General features: G+C 52.8%; 25 protein-coding genes. 11 read left to right on the top strand and 14 right to left on the bottom strand.

The features are described from left to right. Window positions 1-142: 142 nt before the first annotated feature. A complete protein-coding gene (locus ACQ0MK_RS02735; RefSeq protein ID WP_430474722.1) occupies window positions 143-835 on the bottom strand; it encodes a glutathione S-transferase family protein in 693 nt (230 codons plus the stop codon). Between the two features lie 154 nt (window positions 836-989). Here ACQ0MK_RS02735 and ACQ0MK_RS02730 point away from each other — a divergent pair, with 154 nt between their 5' ends. Beyond that, window positions 990-1688: a glutathione binding-like protein gene (locus tag ACQ0MK_RS02730; protein ID WP_430474721.1), complete on the top strand. Its 699-nt coding sequence runs from the start codon at window positions 990-992 to the stop codon at window positions 1686-1688. A 62-nt stretch (window positions 1689-1750) separates the two neighbouring features. Here the strand turns inward: ACQ0MK_RS02730 and ACQ0MK_RS02725 are convergent, their stop codons facing one another. Next, the gene (locus ACQ0MK_RS02725; protein WP_430474720.1) at window positions 1751-3442 is read right to left on the bottom strand and encodes a cache domain-containing protein; all 1692 of its coding nucleotides are present in this window, start codon (window positions 3440-3442) and stop codon (window positions 1751-1753) included. Between the two features lie 270 nt (window positions 3443-3712). Here ACQ0MK_RS02725 and ACQ0MK_RS02720 point away from each other — a divergent pair, with 270 nt between their 5' ends. The 3 genes from ACQ0MK_RS02720 (at window position 3713) to zigA (ending at window position 6795) form a co-directional block, all read left to right on the top strand. Continuing rightward, the gene (locus tag ACQ0MK_RS02720; RefSeq protein ID WP_430474719.1) at window positions 3713-4927 is read left to right on the top strand and encodes an alpha/beta hydrolase; all 1215 of its coding nucleotides are present in this window, start codon (window positions 3713-3715) and stop codon (window positions 4925-4927) included. Between the two features lie 22 nt (window positions 4928-4949). After that, on the top strand, window positions 4950-5465 hold the full coding sequence (locus ACQ0MK_RS02715) for a TspO/MBR family protein (RefSeq protein WP_430474718.1): 516 nt from the start codon (window positions 4950-4952) through the stop codon (window positions 5463-5465). Between the two features lie 118 nt (window positions 5466-5583). Then, window positions 5584-6795 (top strand): zinc metallochaperone GTPase ZigA, encoded by a 1212-nt coding sequence (zigA, locus tag ACQ0MK_RS02710; protein WP_430474717.1) that lies wholly within the window; start codon window positions 5584-5586, stop codon window positions 6793-6795. Between the two features lie 112 nt (window positions 6796-6907). Here the strand turns inward: zigA and ACQ0MK_RS02705 are convergent, their stop codons facing one another. From ACQ0MK_RS02705 to ACQ0MK_RS02695, 3 genes are all read right to left on the bottom strand, one after another. Beyond that, the gene (locus ACQ0MK_RS02705) at window positions 6908-7747 is read right to left on the bottom strand and encodes a DUF3750 domain-containing protein (RefSeq protein ID WP_430474716.1); all 840 of its coding nucleotides are present in this window, start codon (window positions 7745-7747) and stop codon (window positions 6908-6910) included. A 101-nt stretch (window positions 7748-7848) separates the two neighbouring features. Then, window positions 7849-8613: a hypothetical protein gene (locus ACQ0MK_RS02700; RefSeq protein WP_430474715.1), complete on the bottom strand. Its 765-nt coding sequence runs from the start codon at window positions 8611-8613 to the stop codon at window positions 7849-7851. Between the two features lie 89 nt (window positions 8614-8702). Beyond that, the gene (locus ACQ0MK_RS02695; protein ID WP_430474714.1) at window positions 8703-9689 is read right to left on the bottom strand and encodes a helix-turn-helix domain-containing protein; all 987 of its coding nucleotides are present in this window, start codon (window positions 9687-9689) and stop codon (window positions 8703-8705) included. Window positions 9690-10005: 316 nt separating this feature from the next. Between ACQ0MK_RS02695 and ACQ0MK_RS02690 the strand changes: the two genes are divergently transcribed. The 6 genes from ACQ0MK_RS02690 to ACQ0MK_RS02665 all read left to right on the top strand — a co-directional run bounded on the left by ACQ0MK_RS02690 (window position 10006) and on the right by ACQ0MK_RS02665 (window position 16111). After that, the gene (locus ACQ0MK_RS02690; protein ID WP_350162543.1) at window positions 10006-11223 is read left to right on the top strand and encodes an amino acid ABC transporter substrate-binding protein; all 1218 of its coding nucleotides are present in this window, start codon (window positions 10006-10008) and stop codon (window positions 11221-11223) included. Window positions 11224-11303: 80 nt separating this feature from the next. Then, window positions 11304-12176 (top strand): branched-chain amino acid ABC transporter permease, encoded by an 873-nt coding sequence (locus ACQ0MK_RS02685; protein WP_350043055.1) that lies wholly within the window; start codon window positions 11304-11306, stop codon window positions 12174-12176. Continuing rightward, entirely contained in the window at window positions 12173-13159 is a 987-nt protein-coding gene (locus ACQ0MK_RS02680) for a branched-chain amino acid ABC transporter permease (RefSeq protein ID WP_430474713.1), read from the top strand. Before ACQ0MK_RS02685 ends, ACQ0MK_RS02680 begins: the two co-directional genes overlap by 4 nt. Beyond that, window positions 13156-13890 (top strand): ABC transporter ATP-binding protein, encoded by a 735-nt coding sequence (locus ACQ0MK_RS02675; RefSeq protein ID WP_430474712.1) that lies wholly within the window; start codon window positions 13156-13158, stop codon window positions 13888-13890. Before ACQ0MK_RS02680 ends, ACQ0MK_RS02675 begins: the two co-directional genes overlap by 4 nt. Then, complete coding sequence (locus ACQ0MK_RS02670; protein ID WP_350046301.1) at window positions 13883-14599, top strand: ABC transporter ATP-binding protein; 717 nt, start codon at window positions 13883-13885, stop codon at window positions 14597-14599. The genes ACQ0MK_RS02675 and ACQ0MK_RS02670 overlap by 8 nt, the downstream gene beginning before the upstream one ends. A gap of 54 nt (window positions 14600-14653) precedes the next feature. After that, a complete protein-coding gene (locus ACQ0MK_RS02665) occupies window positions 14654-16111 on the top strand; it encodes an aldehyde dehydrogenase (protein ID WP_430474711.1) in 1458 nt (485 codons plus the stop codon). 183 nt (window positions 16112-16294) lie between these two features. On the opposite strand, the gene ACQ0MK_RS02660 is transcribed toward ACQ0MK_RS02665, so the two are convergent. From ACQ0MK_RS02660 to ACQ0MK_RS02635, 6 genes are all read right to left on the bottom strand, one after another. Continuing rightward, the gene (locus ACQ0MK_RS02660; protein ID WP_350043060.1) at window positions 16295-16768 is read right to left on the bottom strand and encodes a YaiI/YqxD family protein; all 474 of its coding nucleotides are present in this window, start codon (window positions 16766-16768) and stop codon (window positions 16295-16297) included. Window positions 16769-16806: 38 nt separating this feature from the next. Further along, on the bottom strand, window positions 16807-18051 hold the full coding sequence (locus ACQ0MK_RS02655; RefSeq protein WP_430474710.1) for an MFS transporter: 1245 nt from the start codon (window positions 18049-18051) through the stop codon (window positions 16807-16809). Between the two features lie 122 nt (window positions 18052-18173). Beyond that, window positions 18174-18902, bottom strand: coding sequence for an amino acid ABC transporter ATP-binding protein (locus ACQ0MK_RS02650; RefSeq protein WP_350162549.1), 729 nt, complete (start codon window positions 18900-18902; stop codon window positions 18174-18176). After that, on the bottom strand, window positions 18889-19542 hold the full coding sequence (locus ACQ0MK_RS02645) for an amino acid ABC transporter permease (protein WP_430474709.1): 654 nt from the start codon (window positions 19540-19542) through the stop codon (window positions 18889-18891). The genes ACQ0MK_RS02650 and ACQ0MK_RS02645 overlap by 14 nt, the downstream gene beginning before the upstream one ends. Continuing rightward, window positions 19535-20206: an amino acid ABC transporter permease gene (locus tag ACQ0MK_RS02640; RefSeq protein ID WP_350046306.1), complete on the bottom strand. Its 672-nt coding sequence runs from the start codon at window positions 20204-20206 to the stop codon at window positions 19535-19537. The genes ACQ0MK_RS02645 and ACQ0MK_RS02640 overlap by 8 nt, the downstream gene beginning before the upstream one ends. Window positions 20207-20252: 46 nt before the next feature. Next, a complete protein-coding gene (locus ACQ0MK_RS02635) occupies window positions 20253-21035 on the bottom strand; it encodes a transporter substrate-binding domain-containing protein (RefSeq protein WP_430474708.1) in 783 nt (260 codons plus the stop codon). A gap of 201 nt (window positions 21036-21236) precedes the next feature. Between ACQ0MK_RS02635 and ACQ0MK_RS02630 the strand changes: the two genes are divergently transcribed. Next, window positions 21237-21914 (top strand): FadR/GntR family transcriptional regulator, encoded by a 678-nt coding sequence (locus tag ACQ0MK_RS02630; protein ID WP_430474707.1) that lies wholly within the window; start codon window positions 21237-21239, stop codon window positions 21912-21914. Window positions 21915-22039: 125 nt separating this feature from the next. On the opposite strand, the gene ACQ0MK_RS02625 is transcribed toward ACQ0MK_RS02630, so the two are convergent. From ACQ0MK_RS02625 to ACQ0MK_RS02615, 3 genes are all read right to left on the bottom strand, one after another. Next, window positions 22040-22249, bottom strand: coding sequence for a cold-shock protein (locus ACQ0MK_RS02625; RefSeq protein WP_008892034.1), 210 nt, complete (start codon window positions 22247-22249; stop codon window positions 22040-22042). An 80-nt stretch (window positions 22250-22329) separates the two neighbouring features. Continuing rightward, on the bottom strand, window positions 22330-24123 hold the full coding sequence (locus ACQ0MK_RS02620; protein WP_430474706.1) for a DEAD/DEAH box helicase: 1794 nt from the start codon (window positions 24121-24123) through the stop codon (window positions 22330-22332). A 323-nt stretch (window positions 24124-24446) separates the two neighbouring features. Beyond that, on the bottom strand, window positions 24447-25280 hold the full coding sequence (locus ACQ0MK_RS02615) for an HNH endonuclease (RefSeq protein ID WP_430474705.1): 834 nt from the start codon (window positions 25278-25280) through the stop codon (window positions 24447-24449). Window positions 25281-25380 lie beyond the last annotated feature (100 nt).

Raw genomic sequence — 25380 nt, 5'->3', positions numbered from 1 at the left:
GTGTTTTTTATGCAGCGGGTGATTACGGCAACCTCAACCAGACAGCGTCAAAAGACCAATTCTGTAGCATGCCCCCCGACATACCTTGAAAAGTCACGACCGGTTAAGGCCGCGAAACGATCTGGTGAGGTTGCCGCCTCCCTTAAACGTAATTGGACGGGAACATCGCGCGTTTGGCGTCTTCGTCCATTTCGGTCTTAAAGCTGAGGCCTTTGCCAACGTCGCGTGCGCTGATCGCTGCCGGAAGCTTGTTGACGGCATCAAACCAGCGTTTGATGTTCGGGTATTTGTCCATCACATCCGGGTTCTTATGAACAAAGGGTGCCTTGTCGATCCAGCCCCATGCCGAAATATCAACAATCGTCAATTCGTCACCAACGATGAAATCGCGCCCCCCAAGGTGATCTTCAAGAACCTGATAGTGACGGGCGATTTCATTGCGATAGCGGTTTACGCCATATTCGCTGCCTTCGGGTGCGACATGCTGAAAATGCACAGCCTGACCGGAAAACGGACCAAGACCGGTGGCAATGAACATCAACCATGACAGAAACTCGCCGCGGTCTTCTGCCTTGCCAAGGAATTTGCCCGTTTTTTCCGCGAGATAAAGCAAGATAGCGTTCGAATCAAAAACACGAACTTCCTTGCCACCCGGGCCATCAGTATCAACAATCGCCGGCAATTTGCCATTCGGATTGATCAAACGAAACGCCGGATCGTGTTGTTCGCCTTTGCGGCTATCAACCGGCAGCACTTCATATTCAAGTCCGGATGCTTCAAGCATCATCGAGATTTTCTGCGGGTTTGGCGTCGGATGAAAATAGAAACGGATCATAAATGGTCTCCTTGCAGGTCAACGAATTTACACAAAACCGTGACCCGGCATTGCTTTCTGGAATGATCGTTTTAAATTGACCGATAACACAGCAATTGGCAAGCTTCGTTTATTAATATTGCCACCAGACAAGAATTAAAGGAGCCTCTGGCCCATGATCGACCTTTATTACTGGCCAACCCCGAACGGTCACAAAATCACCCTGTTCCTTGAAGAAACCGGACTGGATTACAAAATCTTTCCGGTCAATATAAGTGCCGGGGACCAGTTCAAACCAGATTTCCTGGCCTTCTCACCCAACAACCGGATGCCCGCAATCATTGACCATGATCCGGCCGACAGCGGTGCCGCCATTACCGTTTTTGAATCCGGCGCGATCTTGCAATATCTTGCAGAAAAGACCGGCAAGTTCCTGCCAACCGATGTGCGTGCCAAGAAAACCGTGATGGAATGGCTGTTCTGGCAGATGGGTGGGCTTGGACCGATGGCCGGTCAGAACCATCATTTTGGCACCTACGCCCCGGAAAAGATCCCCTATGCGATCAACCGGTATGTCAATGAGACCAACCGTCTTTACGGTGTGCTAAACAAGCGCCTTGAAGGCCGTGACTTCATTGCCGGTGATGATTACACCATTGCCGATATGGCGTCCTATCCGTGGGTTGTCAGCTACGAAAAGCAGCAACAGGATCTCAATGATTTTCCAAACCTGAAACGCTGGTTTGAAACCATTCAGTCTCGCCCGGCCACGATCGCGGCATACAAAGCAGCCGAACCATATTCGGCCACGCCTGCCGTGACCGAAGAAGGTAAGAAGATCCTGTTCGGACAATCTTCGAAATCAAAGACCTAAACACACATAAAAAAAGCCCCCGCTCTGTCATCAAAGCGGGGGCCAAATCAAGATTGTGCAGATCAGGCGCTACGAACTTCTGAGAGGAAGGATTCCACAGCCTTGTTCAAGACTGCGGCTTCACGTCCAAGTCCCTCAGCCAGGCCAAGAACTTCGTTCGAAAGCCGTTCTGCATCACCAGCAGCCGACGATACACCCGTGATGTTTTCTGATACATCGCGGGTACCATGGGCGGCTTGTTCGACATTTCGGGCGATTTCCTGCGTTGCCGCCCCTTGTTCTTCCACCGCAGATGCAATCGTTGTTGTCGACCCGTCAAGCTGACGGATGGTTTCGGCGATTTCACTGATTGCCGTTACCGCATTCGATGTAGCGACCTGGATATCCTCAACCTGTGACCGGATATCTTCGGTTGCCTTGGCCGTCTGGTTGGCCAGATTTTTAACTTCGTTGGCAACCACGGCAAAACCTTTGCCCGCATCCCCGGCACGCGCGGCTTCGATCGTTGCGTTCAGGGCCAAAAGATTGGTCTGTTCGGCAATGTTGGTAATCAGTGAAACGACTTCGCCAATCTGGTTTGCGGCATCGGCCAGCATTTCGATTTTCTGATGGGTTTCTTCCGATGTTCGTACGGCACCATTGGCAATGGTCGAAGACTGCGCTACCTGATTGCTGATTTCAGCAATCGAAGCACTCAGTTCTTCTGCAGCGGAGGCGACGGTCTCAACATTGTTCGACATTTCCTGCGACGCGCTGGAAACTACGCTTGAACGCTCACCAACTTGCTTGGCTGTACCCGTCATCGCATCGGCAGATGTCTGCATCTCACCCGATGCTTTGATGACCTGAGCAACAACCTGTCCCACGCTGGCTTCGAAACTGTCGGCCATTTTACGCAAGGCATCGCGTTTTTCCGCATCGGAACGGCGTTCCTGTTCCTCGCGCTGGGTGCGCATTTCTTCCATTTCGATGGTTTTCGCCTTGAAGATATCCATCGCGCGCGCCAAATCGCCGATCTCGCTTTTCTGGTCGGTATATTTGACCTCGATATCGTGATCGCCCTGCGACAAGCGCAGCATGTTTTCAGAAATCGCCAGCAACGGGCGGGTAATCCCCCGGCTGATCATCAAGGACATGCCAACAACGGCGACCAGAATTGCCAATGCAACCGCGCCCATTACCAGCATGCTTTTCATGAACACGGCATTCACATCATCCATGTAAATGCCGGTTGCCACGATCCATCCCCAGGGCTTGAATTCTTTTACAAATGAAAGCTTGGGACGGAGTTTGTCCGATTTCGGCACCTGATAGGTGTAATCGACAAATCCCTGCCCGCCAGAACGCGCAGCTTCGACCATTTCGCGGTATAGAAACTTACCCGAACCATCAACCGCTTCACCCACATTCGACCCGACGCGCTCGGGCTTGACCGCGTGGATCACAACGACCGGGGTATAATCAAATGCAAAAAAGTAATTCGTTTTATCATAGCGCAAGGACCCGACGGCCTTTGCCGCAGCCGCCTGTGCCTGTTCGCTTGTCAGCTCGCCCGATTGCGCCATCTCATGGAAATGCCCGATCAGGCTGATCGCGGTTTCCACCAGATTCTGCGTCTTTGCCTTGCGATCCTCGACCATGTTGCTGCGCATTTCGGTAAGACCGAACGCACCGACCAGCAACACAGCAAAAATTGCCCCTGCAACAATGATCAGCATACGCGTGCTGATTTTCATAGAATTCAAATTGAACATTTTCATCCCCATAACCGGTATCCAAGCACATCGGACAAATCGGTAACTTATTGATATTTTTTGTATTTTATCAGGAAGAGCAGCTATTCAGAATTGCGTTCCCGCAAGAACATATCAACCGACAGATAAATAATTTTATAACATTCGGCATATGCCTTATCTGTGATTACAATCACTTATAAGCACATTTCTGAACGGCAAAATAAGACCCAAAATCAAAGGATTGCCGTACAAGAACCAAAGCAGAAAGACATCCGCAAAGGCACATTCATGGACGATACCGGAACAAGCAGCAACAGCACGAAAAGAACGCTATTTAGTCCCAATCAACGCACCACCCTGCTGGCCCTGATCCCGGCACTTTTTCTCGCGGCGTGTGCCTTCCCGCCGGAAAACGCGCTTTATGAAAAATCCCCCGATATCCCGCCCTATATGCAGGATGAATTTGCCGCTTACGTCTCAGAAACACGCGAATGGGTTGCAACCCACCGCGTCTTTCTGACCGACGATCACGACATGGAAATCACGCGCAACAGTCCGTTTGAAGTCCGCCCAAAAACCACCTCCAATGATCAACCAACGCGGGGGGTGCTGTTTGTCCATGGCCTTGGGTCAAGCCCGTGGTATTTCCACGACATCGCAACGGAAATGGCCCGCAATGGATGGCTTGCAAGGTCAATGTTATTGCCCGGCCACGGCACCCGCCCGGGTGATCTTAACCTGCCCGACTATGCCGACTGGACGCAGTCTGTTGCCCATCAGGTAGCCCTTCTTGAACGCGACGTCGATGAAGTCTGGCTTGGTGGTTTTTCGACCGGCGGCAACCTTGTGACCAGCTACGCTGCCCAGAACCCGGAAATCGCCGGATTGTTGCTGTTTTCGCCGGGAATTGAACCAGACAGCGATTTGCTGTTTCTTGCCCCCCTGGTCCAATATCTGTGGGACTGGGTTGATGTTGATCCTGAGAACAATGTCATTAATTACCAATCCCTTTCCACCAAGGCATCCGCACTTTATTACCACAGTGTCAGCGAAGCCCGCGAAAGCCTTGATGCAGTACCTTTTGACCGTCCGGCTCTGATAACCATAAGTGCCGATGACAGTGTCCTTGATCCGCTTGAAACGCTGCGAACGTTTGAAACCGACTTCACCCATCCGTCATCACACCTAATCTGGTATGATGACGCCCCCGCACCAAGCAGCGACCCGCGGGTTGAAACCCGCAACAGCAACCTGCCCGATCAGCAAATCAGCAATTTCTCGCATCTAAGCGTGCTGTTTTCGCCCGAGAACCCATATTACGGTGTGAAGGGAAGTTTTGTTTTTGTTGAAAATGGTCAGGAAAACATGGCACTGCCCAGCGATCTATCGACAATCTGGCGCAGTGGTTGGGGCTATAGCGAACCGGGTAAATACCACGGTCGGCTGACCTGGAACCCTTATTTCGATGAACTGATCGAAACCATTCAAGACGTCACAAACTGATCGCCGGGGATTTAACTTCGCCATGATGAACAGCACCGATGACCTCACCCCGCCAAAGACAAACCATCGCACCCGTGTCTTTGCGCTGATTGCCTTTATGGTTTTGTGCCTGATCATATCGGCCTTTGGTGGTGCGGTGACCGCAACCAGTGTCAATGACTGGTACGCGACATTGCAAAAGCCGTTCTTCAATCCACCCAACTGGTTGTTTGCGCCGGTCTGGACGGTGATTTATTTCATGATCGCCTTTAGCGGCTGGCGCGTTTGGCTTAAACGCGGCATTGGCAATGCCAAAGGCCCGTTTGCGATCTATGGCGCGCAACTGGCCCTGAACCTTTTGTGGTCGTTTCTGTTCTTTGGGGCGCAATCACCCTTACTCGGCCTGATTGATATCATCGCCCTTTTGGTGCTGATCATGGCCAATATCGTGGTGTTTATGAAAATTGACCGTCTGGCGGGAATCTTGTTGCTCCCCTACGGAGCCTGGGTTGGGTTTGCCTGTCTTCTCAATAGCGCAATACTTCACCTGAACAGCTAAGCTCCAAAACCGCTCAAAAGACCCGCGTGCAACACAAGTTTAAATTTTTGATTGCGTTGCACATCACGCCCGATTAAATGTTATGTTATAACATAACATTTAATAATGAGGTTAGTTGATGCGGCACCTTCCCGTAACTGTTCTGTCCGGCTTCCTCGGAGCAGGCAAAACCACCCTACTTAATCATGTTCTCAATAACCGGCGCGGCTTGCGGGTTGCGGTCATTGTCAATGACATGAGCGACGTCAACATTGACGCCGATCTGATACGAAACAATGGATCGGAACTCTCGCAAACGGATGAAAAGCTGGTCGAAATGACCAACGGTTGTATTTGTTGCACGTTGCGTGATGATCTATTGGCTGAGGTGCGCCGCCTTGCCGAAGAAGAACGCTTTGATTATCTGATCATTGAATCAACAGGTATTTCCGAACCGCTGCCCGTTGCCGCCACCTTCGATTTCCGCGATGAAAATGGACAGTCGCTTGGCGATATTGCCAAGCTTGATACAATGGTCACCGTCGTTGATGCCGCACGCCTGATTACCGATTACAGCTCGACCGACCTTCTGTCTGACCGTGGCGAAAGCCTTGGAGATGCCGATGATCGCAGCATTGTTGATTTGTTGGTTGAACAGATCGAATTTGCCGACGTGATCGTGATGAACAAGCTTGATCTAATTTCCGATGGCCAACGCAAAACAGTCCTTGCCATCATCAAGGCCCTGAACGCGGATGCCGAGGTCATTGAAACGACCAACAGCGTCGTTGTTCCTGAACGCATTCTCAATACTGGTCGGTTTGATTTTGAACGCGCTCAGGATCACCCGCTCTGGGCCAAAGAACTATATGGCTTTGCCGATCACATCCCCGAGACCGAAGAGTACGGCATTACAAGTTTCACCTTCCGTACTTCTTTGCCATTTCATCCAGAACGATTCCACGCCTTTATCAACAGTGAATGGCCCGGCGTCCTGCGTGCAAAAGGACATTTTTGGTTGGCCTCACGACCAGATTGGGTCGGGGAACTCAGTCAAGCCGGCGCGGCAGTCAAGACAGAGGCACTCGGGACCTGGTGGTGTGCTGTGCCACGTGAACAATGGCCTGATAATCAGGCTTGGCGTGACATCGTGCTGTCAAAATGGGACCCGATCTTTGCCGATCGCCGTCAGGAAATCGTGTTTATCGGTCAGGAAATGAATGAAGCAGCCCTGCGTGAACGCCTATCTGAATGTCTGGTTGACGATACAGACGATTTTCTTTCAATCCGTTTCGATCCATCCCGTTATTCAGACCTTCCCGATCCATTCCCGCGATGGGCACGCAATTAAACCAACCCCACTGTCCTGAAATGTAAAAAAACGCTGCCCCAACCTCGGGCAGCGTTTTACCATTACGCCAACTGCTTACCACTGGATGGCCTTTTACCAATGGCAGGCTATATCAGCCGCTTGGCTTAATTGATGGCTGCACACCCATAAGAGAACCACTCTTTTCCGCAGCCACACTATCTGGATTGTCCTGATCCACATTATCCATACCCAGCCGCCCGACAGATGGCAGGCGCAAGGCAGGCCGGTTAAAATCAATGCCGATATTAAGACCAAGCAAGTTCAACTCGATCCCTTCTTCCAGACCAAGCGAAAAGCCAAACACACCTAAAATATTGGCTTGAATGCCCTGCCCGCTTGACGACAGCCCGACCGGATTTGTAATTGCGCGGAAATCCTTACCAATCGCATTGGCGGGCATATCAAGGTTCAGCCCGGATACCTCGCGCCCGATATGGGCAATAAAGGTATTGCTGTTCGGCCCCGGATAGCTGCGATATTCACGCGGGAAAGGATAGCTTTTAACCGCGGCCTCAACCTGATCAATCAACCCTTCGGCATCGGCACCGCGATGATCGGCAAGGATTTTGGGTTTGGAGCCAAACCACAATCCATCAGGGATCGCATAATTCTTGCGCACAACATTGCCACCACCCCACCCGACAACGTCATAGCGGGTATAGCTGGTGTCGCCAGCACGCTTGTAAATGATCCACGGATGCACAGCGAAATACCCACGCCAGCCAAACGTATCGGCTGCCATGACCATGACAATCGCCTGATCTGCATGGCTCGCGGCATCAGGGGCCACCCCTGATGAACCACGCGGGGCATTGCGCCACGTGTACCGTTCTTTTGCCTTTTCACTTGGCGGGTTTTCGGCAAGGCTCATCCCAAACGGCAAGATAATGGCGGCCAGAAAGCCAAGAAAAAAGGTTTTACCTTTGCGCAACGTATCGATCCTGTCTGAATTCGCATTTGTATAATATTACGAGTAAGCGAAGAAGTAGGATCAAAAAAAGGCATAGCAAGGGCCACACGCCATGCAGAAAATCACTCCGCGGGCAAAACTGCCGCTTTCTCTCCGGGGGGCGGCATCATCAATCCCATCCAAACACTCGATATCCATAATTGGGTATCGTCTACAGAAATCTCCTCCCTAATTTTGAAGTCCCTAGTTTCCATTATAATTTCGAACGAAGAGAACCTCCTCCAGAACAGTGGCAAAGATAGACCTTTGATCTGATCACCCGCCTGATGCCCGGACTCGTTGGGGAAAATCGCATAAAGATCAAATGTGGCTTCTGGGGAGATTCTAACACCGTTTGCTCCTGACGGAATACGCTGCTGCCCGAGAGCCATTTCAATTTTCTCGCCAGTTACTAGCGACCTAATATAGGCGGCTATAATCACAACTTCTTTTGATCTCAAATTTGTAGCACGAAGATGTATGTGCTCAACCAAACACAAAGAATGCGGTCTACTAATAATATACCCAAAAGAATGAACCGACTTAGGAGATTCAACCCAACGAAGACCTGAGCGCAACTCAACGTAACGCGTTCTTACCTTTGTCAAGAATTTGGCCATACGTGACTGAACTGAGTCGAAGCCAACAATCCAATACCCCCAAGAAACTGACATGCAACCTAGAGCAAAGAATGTCCAATTTTGGCTGTTTTCTAAAGACAGAAAGCCCAGAACATCCGGATACCTTAACCAGACTTTATCCAGATCGTAATAGGCTAAAATGCTCTCGAAATTTGCAAGAACAGTGAGGGTTAGAAATGTTCTAATTACCCAGCCGATGCACTTCATTCCTGCCCCTAAACCAATGATAAATTTCCCCGTTGATCAAACTACCAGAGAACTCTCACAGCGCCATTACGTCATTAAATTTATACACTCTACGGCCAGGCGGCAAAAGTATCATCACGCACGCGCTCGGCTGCCCGACGTAACCGGCGATATCCCCCCGGCGCCTCGCCCATATAGCGTTTGAAAAACCGGCTGAAATAGGCCGGATCACGGAACCCCAAACCATAAGCAATCTGCGCCACACCAAGCGGGGATTGTTCAAGCCGCATACAGGATTCGCGCAAGACACGATCATGAATAACACTGAGTGGCGGCTTACCTGTCGCACGCAAAACAGCCGACCCCAATCGACGTTCACTGACCCCAAGGGCCGTTGCATAATCGGCAACATTCCAGTGTTCACGAAAATGCAGTTCAAGAACCTGTAAGAAACGCTGGAACGTGATCGATCCCGGTCGGTGTTTGTCGCGCTGTTCCATCACCCCTTCGCCAAGGCGCAAAACCATGGTCAGGATGATTTGCAAATGCGCACCAACCACAAGGCTGGCCCCAAGCGCATTTTGCATCAGCTCGGTTCGGATGGCGGCAAAGCTGCGCGCCAGAAGCGATAGATTTTCGCTATCTTCTGCCGGGGTGACATTGTGAACAGTGTCCGCTGCAAATCGAAGCGGCAAACCACCGCCGACCGGACTGCCCCCCGGCGCACCAAGACCACCGGCCCCATCCCCGCAATGACGGGCCACCAAATCATCCGCCACCGACAGCAAATAACCTTCGCCACCGGCCGTTACAGAAAAGCTTTGCGTTTCACCCAGCGGCATCCACACCAGGGCGGGTGCCCTGCATTCAATGGTTCCCTGTCGCAACCCGATCCGCGCCCGCCCGCTTAGCAGCAAAACCGCATAACACCGATCCCGCCGCCCCGGATCATTCATCACCCATTCTTGCGCGGATAACGGATGATCAAAATGATCCATCATGGCCTGTGCGGTGACAGGAAGAAGATCTTCGAACGGGTTTTCAACCAGCGGTGCCGGGCTTGAAACCGGGATATGTCGGGATGAATACTGAGGCATGCCTTTTTGTCGATCATCTATTCCAAATGGTTATATGTATAAAAATACAATTTTTCGTCCTAAAATGTCAATTTAGCTATCTTTACATCGGAAGCGTTCCGTCGCTTACTAGTGTGACGGTCAAAAGAACCGCAAAAACAACAATACAAATCAAAATTGCGTTCCCGTTATTTTGCAACTGCGAAATAATGGGCAGGAGGAAACGCCGGGGATTTACTTTGCACTGCGAAGTAAATAACAGAATCTCTTTGCCTAAACTCCTGAAATAGCGCGTAAACGGGAAAACCGTCTCTGCAAAGAGATCAGGAGGAAAAGCATGCAAATTTCAGCGAAACTGCGCATCGCGACCATCGCGGCAGCAACCACTGCCCTGATGAGCACCGCGACGCTGTTTGGTGCCAACGCACAAGAAACCTATCGCATTGGTTACGCCATCTCGAAAACCGGCCCCGGCGCACCGGGCGCTGCCACCAGCACCACGCCGAACTATGAAATGTGGGTCAAGGAAATCAATGACGCCGGCGGCCTTAAAGTCGGCGACAAACAGATCCCGATTGAAGTCGTTGAATATGATGATCGCTCCAGCTCCGAAGAAGCTGTCCGTGCGATCGAACGCCTGATCAATCAGGACAAGGTTGATTTCATCCTGTCGCCTTGGGGCACGGGGCTTAACCTTGCCGTCGCACCAATCCTTGATCGTGCGGGCTATGCCCATATTGCCGGAACAGCCGTTACCGACAAATCACCGCAACTCGCAGAACGCTGGAAAAACTCCTACTGGCTGCTTGGCACGGGTGAACAATATGCCGTTGAAATGGCCGAATTCCTCAAAGGCCTGAAAGACGCCGGTAAAATCAACGACAAGGTCGCCATGATTGCCGTTGCCGATGGTTTCGGGATTGAACTTTCCAAAGCCGGTCGCACTGCCCTTGAAGATCGCGACTTTGATCTGGTCTATGACAAAACCTATCCGCTGGGATCCCAGGACCTTGCCACCATCGTCAATGAAATCAAATCACTTGGCGCAGATACCTTTGTGGCCTTTTCCTACCCGCCGGGCACCCTTGGCCTGACCGAACAGTCGCGCGTTCTGGGCTTTAACCCGAAAATCTTCTATGCCGGTGTTGGCACCGCTTTCCCGCTTTATAAAAACCGTTTCGGTGAAGATGCACAGGGCGTCATCAGCCTTGGGGGTGCCAGCGAAAATGACCCGAAAATTGCCGATTACATTGCACGCCATGTCGCATTTGCCGATCGCGAGCCGGATCGTTGGGCATCGATTGTAAACTGGGCTTCGCTTCAGTCCCTGCAACAGGCAATCGAACGTGCCGGTTCCACCGACCGCGAAGCTGTGAATGCTGAACTCGCCAAAGGTGGCTTTGACACCATTCTGGGCACCTATAAGCCGGGCGATCAGAATTTCTGGCAGGTTGGCCAGTGGCAGGACGGCAAATTTGTCGGCGTTGCCCCAACCAGCATGGAAGGCGCACAAGAACTTGTCTTCCCGAAACCTGAATGGAAAGCAGCACAATAAGTGCAGCTGACAAGGAAAGCCGGGGTCCCTGCGCACGCACAATCGCGCGGGAACCCCGACACCCCTCTGGGAAGAATTGAATGTTAAGCTACGCAATATTTTCCGGGATCACCCTTGGCGGTATGTATGCACTCGTCGCCATGGGGCTGACCCTGCAATACGGAGTATCGCGCATCATGAACCTCGCCTATGGCGAGTTGGTGATCGTCGCATCCTTTATTGCCTTTGTTTTCATGACCTCGTTCGGGATTAACCCGATTGTCGGTCTTCTGATCATTATCCCGCTAAGCTTTGCTCTGAACTGGGTGATTTATCGCATCCTGCTGACCCCGCTGGTCGCACGGGCAAAGAACCGCGGCATGCTTGAAGTCGACAGCATTCTGGCCACCTTTGGCCTGCTGTTCATTGTTCAGGGCGTGCTGCTGGTCTGGTTTGGCGGTAATTATTACAGCTATGACTTCATGAATGGTGCCGTGAATGTGTTTGGCGCAGCAATTGCTGCCAACCGTCTGGTTGCCCTTGGCTTTGCTGTTGTTATCGGGCTTGGATTTTATGTCATCCTGACCAGAACACGGATTGGCACCGCCCTTCGCGCGGTTGCTGTTGATCCGACCTCTGCCCGTCTGGTTGCGATTGATGTCAATTTTGCCTCCTGCTTTGCCTTTGCCCTTGGTGGTGCGATGGCCGCTGTCGGTGGCGTTCTGGTCAGCATGTTTCTGACCTTCTCAACATCGATGGGCGTTGTCTTTACCATGAAGGCATTGATTGTTGTGATCATGGGCGGAGTTGGCAACTTACTTGGTGCGCTGATCGCCGGACTGATCCTTGGCGTGGCGGAAAGTCTGGTCGCGACCTATGTTGATCCGGGCCTGACCATTGCGGTGACTTACGTCATCTTCCTTCTGGTCTTGCTGATCAAACCATCCGGCCTGTTCGGGAGGGCATCTTCATGAGCATCCTGAAACCTGATTTCATCAAGCCGGTTGGCTTGGCTGCCGTAATCTTTGCCGCCCTTGCCTTCCTGCCGACCTTTGTCGACAACTACTATATGTCGCTTGCCATCAGTGTGGTCAGCTTTGCCGTGCTTGCGACCGCATGGTCGATGTTTTCTGGCCCGACGCGCTATATCTCGTTGGCAACCGTCGTGTTCTTTGGCATCGGTGCCTATACCGTGGCCGTTCTTGGCGAACATATGGCCTTTCCGCTGGTTCTTGTCTGTGCCGCACTGGCCGGTACGGTCGTTGCCCTTCTCGTCGGGTTCTCCACCCTGCGGCTGGCCGGTGTTTACTTCGTGATCTTTACCTTTGGCCTGACCGAACTGGTGCGTCAGGTTGTCAGTTGGTACGAAGTCAATGTCACCCGCGAAATGGGGCGCTATGTCTTTCTTGATATCACCCAGAACGACATTTACTGGCAGTTGCTTGCATTATTTGCCGTCCTGCTTCTGACCGGCTTTATCTTGGCCCGCTCCCGGCTTGGCTTTGCGCTGCGCATCATTGGCGAAGACGAAACCGTTGCCAAACATTGCGGCATTGATGTTACCCGCGTCAAAGTTGCCCTGTTTGTCCTGTCGGCTTTGTTCATGACCCTGACCGGTGCCATCATGGCGCCACGTTGGACCTATATCGATCCCTTGATTGCCTTTAACCCGATGCTGTCCTTCCAGGTTGTCATTATGGCGCTTCTGGGTGGTCCGCGCCGGTTACTCGGTCCGCTGTTGGGGGTTATTCCACTGACCTTGCTGTTTGAAGTTCTGACCGCAAATTTCCCGAACCATTTCAGCATCCTTCTGGGCTGTGTGTTCATGGTGATTGTCTATCTTTTGCCCGGCGGTGTGCTTGGACTTTATGAAAAGTACCGTGTGCCGAAAAAGCGCACCCTTTCGCCGCCGGATGGCACAGATGGCACCACCAAGTCAGAGGAGAAAGCAGCATGACATCGCAAATTCTTCTGTCGATTGATGGTCTGCACAAGGCCTTTGGCGGATTGATTGCCGTCAACCAGATGCAGTTTGATGTCCATGAAGGCGAAATTGTCGGCCTTTTGGGCCCCAATGGATCGGGCAAGACAACCGTGATGAACCTGATATCGGGTGCCCTGTCACCTGACGAAGGCAAAGTCATTATTGGCGGCAAAAACATCACAAGCCTTCCGGCCCACAAAATCAGCCATTCCGGCATTGCACGTACATTCCAACTGGTGCGCGTTTTGCCCGATCTTGATTGCATCGAAAATATCGAAGCCGGTCTTGCCTATCGCAACAATCCGCTTTGGGGTGAAAGTGCCCATAAAGCAGCCCATGACCTTCTGGACCGGATCGGTCTTGCCAAACAAGCCCACACACCTGCTGGTGATCTGACCTATATCGATCAAAAACGTTTGGAACTGGGTCGTGCCTTGGCCCTGCAACCCAAGTTATTATTGCTCGATGAATGGCTGGCCGGGTTGAACCCCTCGGAACTTCAAGATGGCATCACGCTGGTGCGCAAACTCAAGGACGAAGGTCTGACCATCATCATGGTAGAACATGTCATGGATGCCATCCGCAGCCTGTGTGATCGCTGTGTTGTCATGAATGCCGGGGCCAAGATTGCCGATGGCACGCCTGATGAAGTTCTTTCCGACCCGGAAGTTGTCCGCGCCTATCTTGGAGACAGCCATGCTTGAAATTAAAAACCTGTCTGTTTCCTATGGCAAACATGCCGCCCTGCGCGGGGTTGATGTCAATGTTCAGCGCGGTGAAATCGTTGTCATGCTTGGTGCCAATGGTGCGGGGAAAAGCAGCCTGCTCAAAGCCTGTGCCGGTCTGGTCACCGCTCATGATGATACCAGCATCAATTTATCAGGCAGCGAGCTTACCGATCTTCCAGCCCATAAAATTGTCGAGGCGGGCTTGGCCCTTGTCCCCGAAGGTCGCGGGATTTTCGGGGAACTGACAGTGCGCGAAAATCTTGAACTGGGCGCCTTTGCCAAACGCGCCCGCGCGGCGGAAAAGCAAAATCTCGAACGTGTGATTGATCTTTTCCCCAAACTGGCAGAACGGCTTGATCAAGCCGCCCGCACCATGAGCGGCGGCGAACAACAAATGGTCGCCATTGGTCGTGCCTTGATGTCCAACCCGGATATCCTGTTGCTTGATGAACCTTCCCTTGGTCTGTCGCCGATTATGACCGGCGATTTGTTCAAGGCACTTGCCGCCATTCGAAAAACCGGGGTTGGTGTGCTTCTGGTCGAACAGAACGCCCATCAGTCCCTTGCCATATCAGATCGGGGATATCTGATCGAAAACGGGGCCATCACCGGGCAGGACACTGCCAAGGCCCTGCAATCCGACCCTGCTGTGCAAAAGGCCTTCCTTGGCCTTGGGGCTGCATAACATGCCGCTTTTCGCCACCTCACAGCAGGCCATGAGGAACTCAGGAGAAACGTCATGAACGACATAAAACTGTTGATCGACAATCAGGATGTAAGTGCTTCAAACAACCGCACGTTTGAACGCAAAAACCCGGTGACCGGTGAAACGGCAACCGTTGCCGCTGCCGCCAGTGCCGCCGATGCCCGCAAGGCGGCTGATGCGGCTGCCGCGGCTTTTCCGGAATGGTCCAAAATGGGTCCGGGCGCACGGCGCAAGATCCTGTTAAAGGCCGCTGACATTATGGAATCAAAGGCCGGTGAATTCGGCCAGCTGGTTCTTGATGAAACCGGAAGTACCCGCATGTGGGGCGGCTTTAACGCCAATCTCGCAGCAAACATGCTGCGCGAAGCCGGTGCCATGACCACCCAGATTCAGGGCGACATCATTCCGTCTGACCATCCGGGCCTGATGGCGATGGGCATTCGCCAGCCGGTCGGTGTTGTTTTGGGCATCGCCCCTTGGAATGCGCCGGTTATTCTTGGCACCCGTGCGATTGCCATGCCGCTTGCCTGCGGTAACACCGTGATCCTCAAGGCATCCGAACTCTGCCCGGCCCTGCATCACCTGATTGGTCAGTGTCTGGTCGAAGCTGGCGCCCCGGCCGGTGTGGTCAATGTTGTCACCAACGCCCCGGAAGATGCCCCGGAAATCGTTGAAACCCTGATTGCCCATCCGGCGGTGCGTCGCATCAACTTTACCGGCTCCACCCGTGTCGGGCGCATTGTTGCCAAACTGGGTGCCGAACATCTTAAACCGGTTCTGCTTGAACTCGGTGGCAAGGCACCGTTCCTCGTTCTCGATGACGCCGACATTGACGAAGCCGTCAATGGTGCAGCCTTTGGCGCCTATATGAATCAGGGCCAGATTTGCATGTCGACCGAACGTTTGATCGTCGATAACGCCGTTGCCGATGACTTTGTTGCCAAACTGGCCGCCAAGACCAAAACACTCACCGCGGGCGACCCGGCCAAGGCCGAACATATCCTTGGTGGTGTGGTCAGCGTTGAGGCCATCAACCGCATCGAAGAACTGGTCGAAGACGCCGTTTCCAAGGGTGCGAAACTGGTTGCCGGTTCGGGCAAAGCCAAAGACGGCGTTCTGATGGATGCCACCTTGCTTGATCACGTCACCCCGGCGATGAAGATCTATTCCGAAGAAAGCTTTGGTCCGATCTGTGTGGTTATTCGTGCCGGTAACGAAGACGAAGCCGTGCGCATCGCCAATGACAGCGAGTATGGCCTGTCATCTGCGGTCTTCTCGACCAACATCCCGCGCGCGATGGAAGTCGCCAAACGCATCGAAAGCGGCATCTGCCACATCAACAGCCCGACCGTTCAGGACGAAGCACAAATGCCGTTTGGTGGTGTCAAATCGTCTGGCTATGGCCGGTTTGGTTCGCAGGCATCGATCGATGAATTCACCGAAATGCGCTGGATCACGATCCAGAGCGGCAAACGCCACTACCCGTTCTAAGCCGCAAACACCTTAAAACCGGGTGGTCATCCACCCGGCATTCCATGGATATTCGAACACGCAGGGGGGAAGCCTGATTTGTTCTAGTTCCCTTACAAATCAGGACCTGTGTGCAGGCCGTCAGTTCTTAAATGAATTGGCGGCCTGCGTCGTTTCAGGCTGTGGCAAGATCGATCTTGCGGATTACCCCCGCAAAACCGCCTGCACCAAAACTTCAAGTGCGCTGGAAAATTTCGACCGGTCTTTCTGGGTAAAGGACGCATTGCGCCCTTGCTCGCCAGTGACTTCGCGCATATGGGCGGCAATTTCGCGGCCTGCCAGCGCATTACCGATATTGGCTTCGGTGAATTCCTGCCCGTTGGCTTTTAACACCCGCGCGCCAATTTCAATCCCGCGTGAGGCCAGTGGAATATCATTGGTAATGATCACGTCACGGGCGCGCGCATTTTCGGCAATCCAGTCATCGGCCGCATCGGGTTCGGGCGGCACAATGACATTTCGGATCAACGGATTACGCGACGGGCGGATACCACCGTTAGAGACAACAATCATCTCGATCCGGTGACGTTCAGCCACACGTTCGCATTCCACCTTTACCGGGCAGGCATCGGCATCAACAAACAAACGCGGGCGACTATTTTCAACTATCTCAGACATGGCGCGATCATCGCCGGGACGCGGTGAAAGTCAAGACTTCATGAAGCATCCCTGATCCGTTCGTCAGGTCTGGCATCGCCCATCCCCATCAAAACCACACCACCGATCAAGGCAAAGCCACAGGCCAAAACAACCGTAGTCTGGAAATCAAAGATGCTGGCGACCACGCCGGTCAGAAGATTACCAATAAGCCCGCCAACAAAAAGCGTGCTGACATAATAACTTGTCGCGACACCGGGTTGATCGGGGGCAAAATTCTGAACGAACGTCATGCTGATCCCGGCAAAGATGCCGTAATAAATGCCATCCAGCACAGCCAGAAGCAAAACATCTTCAAGACTGCTTGCGTGATAGATCAGGCCAAAAAATACCGCCGCCAAAACCGATGCGATCAACATGCCTTTGCGTTCGCCAACGCGCCTGATCAGGGACGCACAGAAATAAATCGCCACCACTTCGACCAGGCATTTAACGCTAAGCGCAAAGCCCGCCGATGAGGCGATCAATCCGATTTCGGTCGAGAAATAAAGCGGCATGGCCGAGACAAACACCACATTGGCCGCACCAATGAAAAAAACCGGAATACAGGCCTGCAACAGGCCAAAATTGAACGGAATTTTTTCACCAACTTTAAGGCTGTTGGGGTGGTGGGTTTTAAACGCATTTGGCACAATCAAAAGACAGGCGGCAAACCAGATCAATGATAGTGCGGCGATCCCGTAATAGGTCGCAGCAAAGCCAAACACACCATAAAATGACAGCGACGCCGCCGGTCCCACCATCCAGCCCAATGATGTCTGCATGCGCAAGAACCCGTTGAACTTTACGACATCGCGGTTGGTTTGTTCTGCAAACAACCGGCCGAACGAATACATCACGGACAAGGCCCCTGACCCGATCCCGAGCAAGATCGACACGATACCGAGATAAACCCAATAAATTTGAAACACACCAAGGATCAGCATCCCGGTGCCAAAACACACAATGCTGGTCACCAGCAAAATCTTGACCGGCACCCCCCGGTCAATCGCCCGGCCAAAGGCCCGGTTGGTGATCAGCGTCACGCACACCTGCACAATGGCAACCATGCTAAGCTTCCAGGGGGATTGCCCCAAACCTTCAACCACATAAAGCCCGGCCAGGGGCACCGCACAGGAGGATGTAAACGCCCCGACAAGAAGCAATCCCAACACCAAAACGGGATAGCGATCCAGAACTGCGATGACAGACCCGCGCTGTCCATTCCCGCCTTGTCCAAGATCGTTGGTGACGTCGTCTTTCATCTGCAGCACATCCCTTATCCACCCCTATCGGCATCAAGGAAACGTTCTACAGGTTCAACCGAAAATGGTTAAACATTTCCGCACACTACGGAAAAGATGTCATAAAACCATCATCGGAAAACTTATGAAAGCCCGCCAACAAAACTGGAAAGTTCGGGGGTTTTGGGATTGGAAAAGACTTCTTCGGGATCGCCGGTTTCATGAATGCGCCCCTGATGCATAAAGACCAGCTTGTCGCAAACTTCGCGGGCAAAGCGCATTTCATGGGTGACCATCACCAATGTCATGCCTTCTTCGGCCAGTTGGCGGACGACGGCCAGCACCTCGTTCACCAGTTCGGGATCAAGGGCGGAGGTGACTTCGTCGCATAAAAGAACCTTTGGCTGCATCGCAAGGGCGCGCGCAATGGCAACGCGTTGTTGCTGGCCACCGGAAAGCTGATCTGGGTAATGCATCATCTTGTCGGCAAGACCCACCTTGGCCAGCATTTCTTCGGCAATTTCCTTTGCCTCGGCTTTCGATTGCTTTTTCACCACCTGCGGGGAGAGCATGACGTTCTCAAGGGCGGTGTAATGGGGAAACAGATTGAACTGTTGAAACACCATCCCGACCTGAAGCCGCAACGCCAAAAGATCGGAATCGCGGTCGCTGACCTTTTTACCGCCAACCATGATCACGCCATCATCAATCGCCTCAAGCCCGTTGATCGTGCGCAGCAATGTACTTTTGCCCGACCCGCTTTTGCCAATCAGGGCAATGACCTGACCTTCTTCAATCGAAAGGTCGATGCCCTTAAGGACTTCCAGCGCGCCAAAACTTTTATGAATGGCGTGCAGTTCAACGAGCGGCATGACGGAACTTCCCTTCCAGATGACGGGCAAAAAGCGACAGCGGATAACAAATCAGGAAATACATCACCGCGACACAGCCATAGACGGTAAACGGCGCATAGGTCGCATTGGTGATCATGGTGCCGGCCTTGGTCAGTTCGACAAAACCGATAATCGATGCCACGGCTGTTCCCTTGACCACCTGCACGGAAAAACCAACCGTTGGCGGAACCGCAATCCGCAAGGCCTGTGGCAGAATGATGTAACGCATCTGTTGGGTGAACCCCATGCCAAGACTGGCCGATGCTTCCCATTGGCCTTTGCCAATCGATTCAACACATCCGCGCCAGATTTCGGTCAAAAACGCACTGGTAAACAGCGTCAGGCCAAGGATCGCTGCCGCCCAGGGCGACACATCAATCCCGATCAAAGGCAAGCCAAAGAACACGATGAAAAGCTGCATCAAAAGCGGCGTGCCCTGAAACAGTTCGACATAGCCGCGCACAAGCCGGATCACCCATGGGTTTCCCGCCGTGCGCAACATCAAAAGCACCACACCGACCAAGCCCCCCAGAACAAAGGCGCTCAGCGACAGTAAAACAGTCCAGCGCCCGGCAAGCAGCAAGTTATAGACAATATCCCACAATGAAAACTCAGACATGACGCCGCCGTTCAAACAGGAAGTTGCCCAAAACCTTTAACCCCATGCGAAGCAAAATCGACATCACCAGATAAAGTGCTGTGACAACGAAATAAACTTCAAACGCCCGGAAATTAAGGGCCTGAATATAGTTCGCCCCAAAGGTCAACTCCTCGGCCGCGATCTGCGAACAGACCGATGATCCAAGCATGACAATCACAATCTGACTGGAAAGTGCCGGCCAGATTTTCTGCAACGCCGGCAAGATCACCACATAGCGGAAAATCTGAACCCGGTTCATCGCAAGCGTCTGTGCCGCTTCAATTTGCCCTTGCGGGATGGCCTGAATACCGGCCCGGACAATCTCGGTCGAATAGGCCCCCAGATTGACAATCATCGCCAAAACCGCAGCCTGAAATTCCGTCAGTTTGACGCCAAGTGCCGGAAGCCCGAAGAAGATAAAAAACAGTTGAACCAGAAACGGGGTGTTGCGGATCAGCTCGACATAGATCCCGACAATCGGACTGATTACCGGGGCGCGTGATGCCCGTGCCCACGCGCCCAGGATTCCGAACCCGACACCAACGACCGCACCGATAACTGTCAGCTGCGTGGTTAAAATAACCCCGTCAAACAGCAATTCCCAATGTGGCACGATGGCGCCGAAGTCAAATTTATATGCCATTGATCTGCAACAATCCCGTCAATTCCGGCAAGTCCGTCAAAGGGGCTTAAAGTTCCGCCGGAAGCGGAATGCCAAGCCATTTTTCGGCAATCGCATTCAGGCGACCATCATCCATGGATGCGGCAATGATCTCGTTGACCTTCGCCATGAATTCCGGTTCTTCCTTGTTCAAACCGACATAGCATGGCGAATTTTTGATCAGGAATTTCGGTTCCGGTTTGCGCGGCGGATCACGTTCAATAATCGCAGCCGCCGTCACATTCCCCGTCGCAATCAGGTCAACCTGACCGGACAGGAAAGCCGAAATCGTGCCGTTATTGTCTTCATAGCGTTTGATATCAACATCAGACGGGGCGATTTTGGTCAGTTCAAGGTCTTCGATGGCACCACGGGTGACACCAACCGACATACCGGCAAGATCAGCCGCCTTTTCAACCGAAAAATCCGCCGGGCCAAACACGCCGTTATAGAACGGAGCGTATGGATCGCTGAAATCAATCACCTTTTCACGGTCCGGGTTTTTGCCAAGGCTGGAAATCACCAGATCAACCTTGCCGGTGGTCAAATACGGAATGCGGTTGCTGGATGCAACCGGCACCAGCTCAAGCTTCACACCAAGTTCTTCCGCAATCAGCGCTGCCATATCGATGTCATAGCCCTTTGGCTGCATATCGGTGCCGACCGATCCAAATGGCGGAAAGTCCTGTGGGACGGCGACCTTTAAGACACCGGCTTCGGCAATGCTGTCCAAAGCACCAGCCGATGCTGCACCAAGTGGTGCGGCAAGCATCGCCACAGCCGCAATCGCGGTTTTGAAGAATTGTTTCATGAGCCTCTACCCGTTTTGCTGAAAGTTTAATGCACTTTTTTTAACCTGAAACGAAGGCTGCATATTTTTTGATCTTTTGTCTATGAATATTTTTTTCCTAAGCGTAAATTCAATTCATCGAGCAACGATAAATGGCAGAACCTAGGGAATTTCGGGATACATGCCCGCCCCTTACTGGTCTGACCAGCATAAGGAACGCAGATGACACGCAGCGAAACCGCGCCAGAACGCGCCGCGCGAGACATTCGAAATTTGATAAAAAACAAGGGGCTAGGCGCTGGTGACTCGCTACCTCCTCAGCGAAGCCTCGCCAACGAGCTTGGCATTAGCCGCACCAGCCTCCGCGAAGCATTGGCCACCCTTGAGGCCCTTGGCATCGTCCATATCCATGCGGGCAAAGGCGTATACATCACTGATCGCCAAATTCACACACCGATGGATCAGAACCGCAACCGTCATGCCGCACAGGTCTATCAGTTCCGTCTGGCGATTGAACCCTATGTCGCAGGGTTGGCGGCCCAAATGCGCAATGCAGACCATCTGGAAACACTTGCAAACAGCATCAACGACATGCGCGCGGCCCTTGAGGCCGACGATTTGATCGCGGCCGCCATGGCCGATACGGAATTTCATGAAGTTCTTCTTTTGGCATCAGGCAATCCGATGTTTGCCGATGCGATGCATCCGGCAGCCCAGATCATTCATGAAAATCAGATGCTGCCCTTTGCCAACGCAAATGCGATTGCCGCCCCGCTCTCCGAACATGAACAGGTCTTGCGCTATATCCGCGACCACAACCCGTCAGGTGCCCGCGATGCCATGCATTTCCATGTTCTAAGTGCCGCGACCCGTGCCAAGATCGCTTTCTTGCGGCCCTAGGACCACATATGCCATTGCCCGCAACCATGGCGATAGCTTCGGGCAAAAACACAAAACCCCCACCCGCTTTCGCGGATGGGGGTTTCGTATAATACGGTGCCGTTCAAAAAGAACGACAAGCCGAATTAAGCAGCAGTCAGGTCGTCAGCCGAAACGCGGCCCGAACGTGAGTCGGTACGCAGTTCGTAATTGATTTTGTCGCCTTCCTGTGGGTGACCCATACCAGCGCGTTCAACAGCGCTGATGTGCAGGAATACGTCATTTCCGCCTTCGTCCGGCTGAATGAAACCAAAACCTTTAGTTGCGTTGAACCATTTAACTGTACCAGTTGCCATCTTTAAATCTCCTTATCGAGTATTGATTGGCGTTACGACACACCCCGTGTGGGTGGGCCTATTTGTGTTCGGTAATCAAATCAGGCGTGGTCACGCTTTCTCTGATTACCGGAAGATGTATCGCGGCCCGCCCCACCCGGCTGCCCGCCAGGTTGTGGACCACGTTGATTGCGATTGCGGTTCGCACCGCCGCGCTTGCCTTGCGGTCTGGCGGTCCGGGCGGCATTGCCCCCGTTGCCATTCGCGCGGCGTTCCTCGGTGCTTCCCATAAAGGAAAGACCGGAAGAAATTGAATTGTCACCTTGCACACCGTCGCGGCGGTTTCCATTGGAATCCACACGTTTCGTCGGGCGCTTGCGACCATCAGCTTGACCCGTGCCGTTACCGGCACCGGTGCCACGACCATTTTCCGGCTTGGATTTAATCCCGCCTTTAAAACGGCTTTTCGATTTTTCCAGGGCCGGATTCACCTCGGCCTTTTCAGTCGAACGGGCATTGACTTCGACGTCACGACGCACCGCAGGTTTGCGGGCATCATCCGGGCGACGCGGACCACCAGCAGCACGACCATCGCGGTCATTCCGACCAGCAGATGCGCTGCGGTTGCCTTCGCCACCACGACGACCATTATTATTGCCGCCATTGTTGCGACCACCGTTGCCGCGCGGCTGACCACCACTGGAACGACGTCCACGGTTGGTTTCGCGGGGCTCGTCCGACAGCGCTTCCTGCTCAGCAGCAAGCTTGGCATCGCGACGATCAATTACCGGGATCGTCTGACGGGTTGTTCTTTCGATATCGCGCAGCAAACCACGTTCTTCGGCATCACAGAATGCAATTGCGCAACCGCTGGCACCGCCACGGGCCGTACGGCCGATACGGTGGACATAGCTTTCCGGGACGTTGGGAAGTTCGAAATTCACGACGTGAGTCACAGCATCAACATCAATACCGCGTGCTGCGATATCGGTTGCAACAAGCACACCGATCTGACCGTCCTTAAAGGCGTTCAGAGCGCGCTCGCGCTGGTTCTGACTTTTATTGCCGTGAATAGCTGCTGCACTGATCTTGTTTGCCTCAAGATGACGGGCAACACGATCGGCACCACGCTTGGTCCGGGTAAAGACCAAGGTGCGTTTGAAAACCGGATTATCAAGAAGCTCAGCCAAAAGCTGACGCTTGCGGGTCCGCTCGATCAGATAAACTGACTGCTCGACACGTTCCTGAGTGGTCGCAACCGGGGTTACCGACACTTTGACCGGATCTGAAAGCATATCACCAGCCAACTGACCGATCTGTCCCGGCATGGTTGCCGAGAAGAACAGGTTCTGACGGTTACGCGGCAGCATTTTAATGATGCGTTTGATCGGCGGCAGGAAGCCAAGGTCAAGCATATGGTCGGCCTCATCAAGAACCACGACGTCAACATGCTTAAGGCTCAGCTTGCCACTATCAACATGATCAAGCAAACGACCAGGGGTGGCGACAAGCACCTCAACACCGGGGTTAATCGCTTTGATCTGGGGACCAGGTGCAACACCGCCAACGACCACGGCAACGCGGACATTCAAGAAGCGACCATAAGCACGGAAACTTTCACCGATCTGCGCAGCAAGTTCGCGCGTCGGAGCCAGCACCAGCACACGGCAAGCACCTTTGGGTGTACGACCTTCGGTTTTGGAAAGACGATCTAGGATCGGCAACGCGAATGCTGCCGTCTTACCGGTACCGGTCTGAGCGATACCAAGCAGGTCCTTACCTTGGAGCAGGGACGGGATGGATTGCGCCTGAATAGGGGTTGGCGCATCATATCCTTCTTGCGCTAGTGCGCGAAGGACCGGCTCGGCCAGGCCGAGTTCGGAAAACTGGGTCAAATAAGAGTAACTCGTAAATTAGAGGCTGCAGACAGCTGGGCTATCGCCCGGTGAATTTTAGTAATCAGGTCTGCGCCTTGCAGTTCTGGAAGCACCCGCGTAGCTGGATACTTCATTGCGTTCTTACGTCAATCACTCAACAGGGAAGGACTTGCATCCCGTCTACGCTTCTGGAGCGATCAAATATCAACTACACAATGCGCAGAGTTTATTCGGCTTGTCAAACGCCATATTCACCCAAGCCCCGCGTTTTACGCAAACAGGCCCCGCAGATTTGCGCGCCACCCTGTTGTAAACTAACCACGAACGAGACGAACCAACGATCATTTGCCCAAAACCGGCTCAATCTTAGCGAAGCGGTTTTCTCTATGCCATGCGATGGATTCCTTGGATGGCATGTAACGAAATGGTTGATGAATGTCTTTACCGTCAAACGAGACTAAAACATCCTCAATTCGCTCGTCGTGTTTAATCAGAGAATGAACGCGACTGTCCACTTCGATACGATAGTCATCCCTCAGAGTCCAATAACCACAGTCAAAAGCGCGATGATGGTTTCGGCATAGAGAAAGCCCATTATCGGGCCTAAGACGGTGAATTTCGTCTTCGCTAGCGCTATGGTCAATGATATGCGCGGCCTCCAACATTCGCGTCAAAGACAACCCGCATACACAGCAACGATTCTTATATCCCGTTAAGACGGCATCCCTAAAGAACTTCTGCCCCACTCGAACCGTCACTTCAGCACGAGAAGCTGTTTTCCGTCCTGAAACATCAAACGTTCCCGGGCTCTCATGCATACCGCTTAAGGTTAGATCACTTGTACCTCCCCCTAACTCCCGAGGTTTTCTAGTTGAAACCTCAAACCGCTGGATGGCATTGGCCATTTCTTCGATCACTCGCTCCGGAGATCGATGGAAACGCTCTATAAGCTCTTTGTCAGCTTTACTGACATTTGAGAAACCTTTTCGGTCAAGAGTGGGGTCTAGGTTTGCAAAATTGCCCAGCTTGAAGGATATGGCACTCGGCGACCGACCAATCACCTCTGAAAGCGCGATAACTTTCTTGTTTCGATGATCAAACTGGCCAAACTCAAGCTCAAAATACAAGCTCAGCGCTGCGTAACGCTGCTCATTTGTCCAATTATTACTCGCCAATACGCATCTCCTTCGTAACTCTCTGAAATCTACTTCTTTTCAAAGGGTTGCGAAATAGGAAACATCAACTGGCAGAACAGGGATTCGCAGCCCCGCACGG

Source organism: Thalassospira lucentensis (genome assembly GCF_050516545.1).
Lineage (GTDB): Bacteria > Pseudomonadota > Alphaproteobacteria > Rhodospirillales > Thalassospiraceae > Thalassospira > Thalassospira lucentensis_C.
Note: the sequence above shows the minus strand (reverse complement) of the source record. Positions and strands in the feature narration are given on the sequence as shown.

Excerpts from the sequence above, each read along its gene's own strand:
- ACQ0MK_RS02735 (WP_430474722.1), bottom strand. The coding sequence starts at position 835 with ATGATCCGTTTCTATTTTCATCCGACGCCAAACCCGCAGAAAATCTCG.
- ACQ0MK_RS02730 (WP_430474721.1), top strand. The coding sequence starts at position 990 with ATGATCGACCTTTATTACTGGCCAACCCCGAACGGTCACAAAATCACC.
- ACQ0MK_RS02725 (WP_430474720.1), bottom strand. The coding sequence starts at position 3,442 with ATGTTCAATTTGAATTCTATGAAAATCAGCACGCGTATGCTGATCATT.
- ACQ0MK_RS02720 (WP_430474719.1), top strand. The coding sequence starts at position 3,713 with ATGGACGATACCGGAACAAGCAGCAACAGCACGAAAAGAACGCTATTT.
- ACQ0MK_RS02715 (WP_430474718.1), top strand. The coding sequence starts at position 4,950 with ATGATGAACAGCACCGATGACCTCACCCCGCCAAAGACAAACCATCGC.
- zigA (WP_430474717.1), top strand. The coding sequence starts at position 5,584 with ATGCGGCACCTTCCCGTAACTGTTCTGTCCGGCTTCCTCGGAGCAGGC.
- ACQ0MK_RS02700 (WP_430474715.1), bottom strand. The coding sequence starts at position 8,613 with ATGAAGTGCATCGGCTGGGTAATTAGAACATTTCTAACCCTCACTGTT.
- ACQ0MK_RS02695 (WP_430474714.1), bottom strand. The coding sequence starts at position 9,689 with ATGCCTCAGTATTCATCCCGACATATCCCGGTTTCAAGCCCGGCACCG.
- ACQ0MK_RS02690 (WP_350162543.1), top strand. The coding sequence starts at position 10,006 with ATGCAAATTTCAGCGAAACTGCGCATCGCGACCATCGCGGCAGCAACC.
- ACQ0MK_RS02685 (WP_350043055.1), top strand. The coding sequence starts at position 11,304 with ATGTTAAGCTACGCAATATTTTCCGGGATCACCCTTGGCGGTATGTAT.
- ACQ0MK_RS02680 (WP_430474713.1), top strand. The coding sequence starts at position 12,173 with ATGAGCATCCTGAAACCTGATTTCATCAAGCCGGTTGGCTTGGCTGCC.
- ACQ0MK_RS02675 (WP_430474712.1), top strand. The coding sequence starts at position 13,156 with ATGACATCGCAAATTCTTCTGTCGATTGATGGTCTGCACAAGGCCTTT.
- ACQ0MK_RS02670 (WP_350046301.1), top strand. The coding sequence starts at position 13,883 with ATGCTTGAAATTAAAAACCTGTCTGTTTCCTATGGCAAACATGCCGCC.
- ACQ0MK_RS02665 (WP_430474711.1), top strand. The coding sequence starts at position 14,654 with ATGAACGACATAAAACTGTTGATCGACAATCAGGATGTAAGTGCTTCA.
- ACQ0MK_RS02660 (WP_350043060.1), bottom strand. The coding sequence starts at position 16,768 with ATGTCTGAGATAGTTGAAAATAGTCGCCCGCGTTTGTTTGTTGATGCC.
- ACQ0MK_RS02655 (WP_430474710.1), bottom strand. The coding sequence starts at position 18,051 with ATGAAAGACGACGTCACCAACGATCTTGGACAAGGCGGGAATGGACAG.
- ACQ0MK_RS02650 (WP_350162549.1), bottom strand. The coding sequence starts at position 18,902 with ATGCCGCTCGTTGAACTGCACGCCATTCATAAAAGTTTTGGCGCGCTG.
- ACQ0MK_RS02645 (WP_430474709.1), bottom strand. The coding sequence starts at position 19,542 with ATGTCTGAGTTTTCATTGTGGGATATTGTCTATAACTTGCTGCTTGCC.
- ACQ0MK_RS02640 (WP_350046306.1), bottom strand. The coding sequence starts at position 20,206 with ATGGCATATAAATTTGACTTCGGCGCCATCGTGCCACATTGGGAATTG.
- ACQ0MK_RS02635 (WP_430474708.1), bottom strand. The coding sequence starts at position 21,035 with ATGAAACAATTCTTCAAAACCGCGATTGCGGCTGTGGCGATGCTTGCC.
- ACQ0MK_RS02630 (WP_430474707.1), top strand. The coding sequence starts at position 21,237 with ATGACACGCAGCGAAACCGCGCCAGAACGCGCCGCGCGAGACATTCGA.
- ACQ0MK_RS02625 (WP_008892034.1), bottom strand. The coding sequence starts at position 22,249 with ATGGCAACTGGTACAGTTAAATGGTTCAACGCAACTAAAGGTTTTGGT.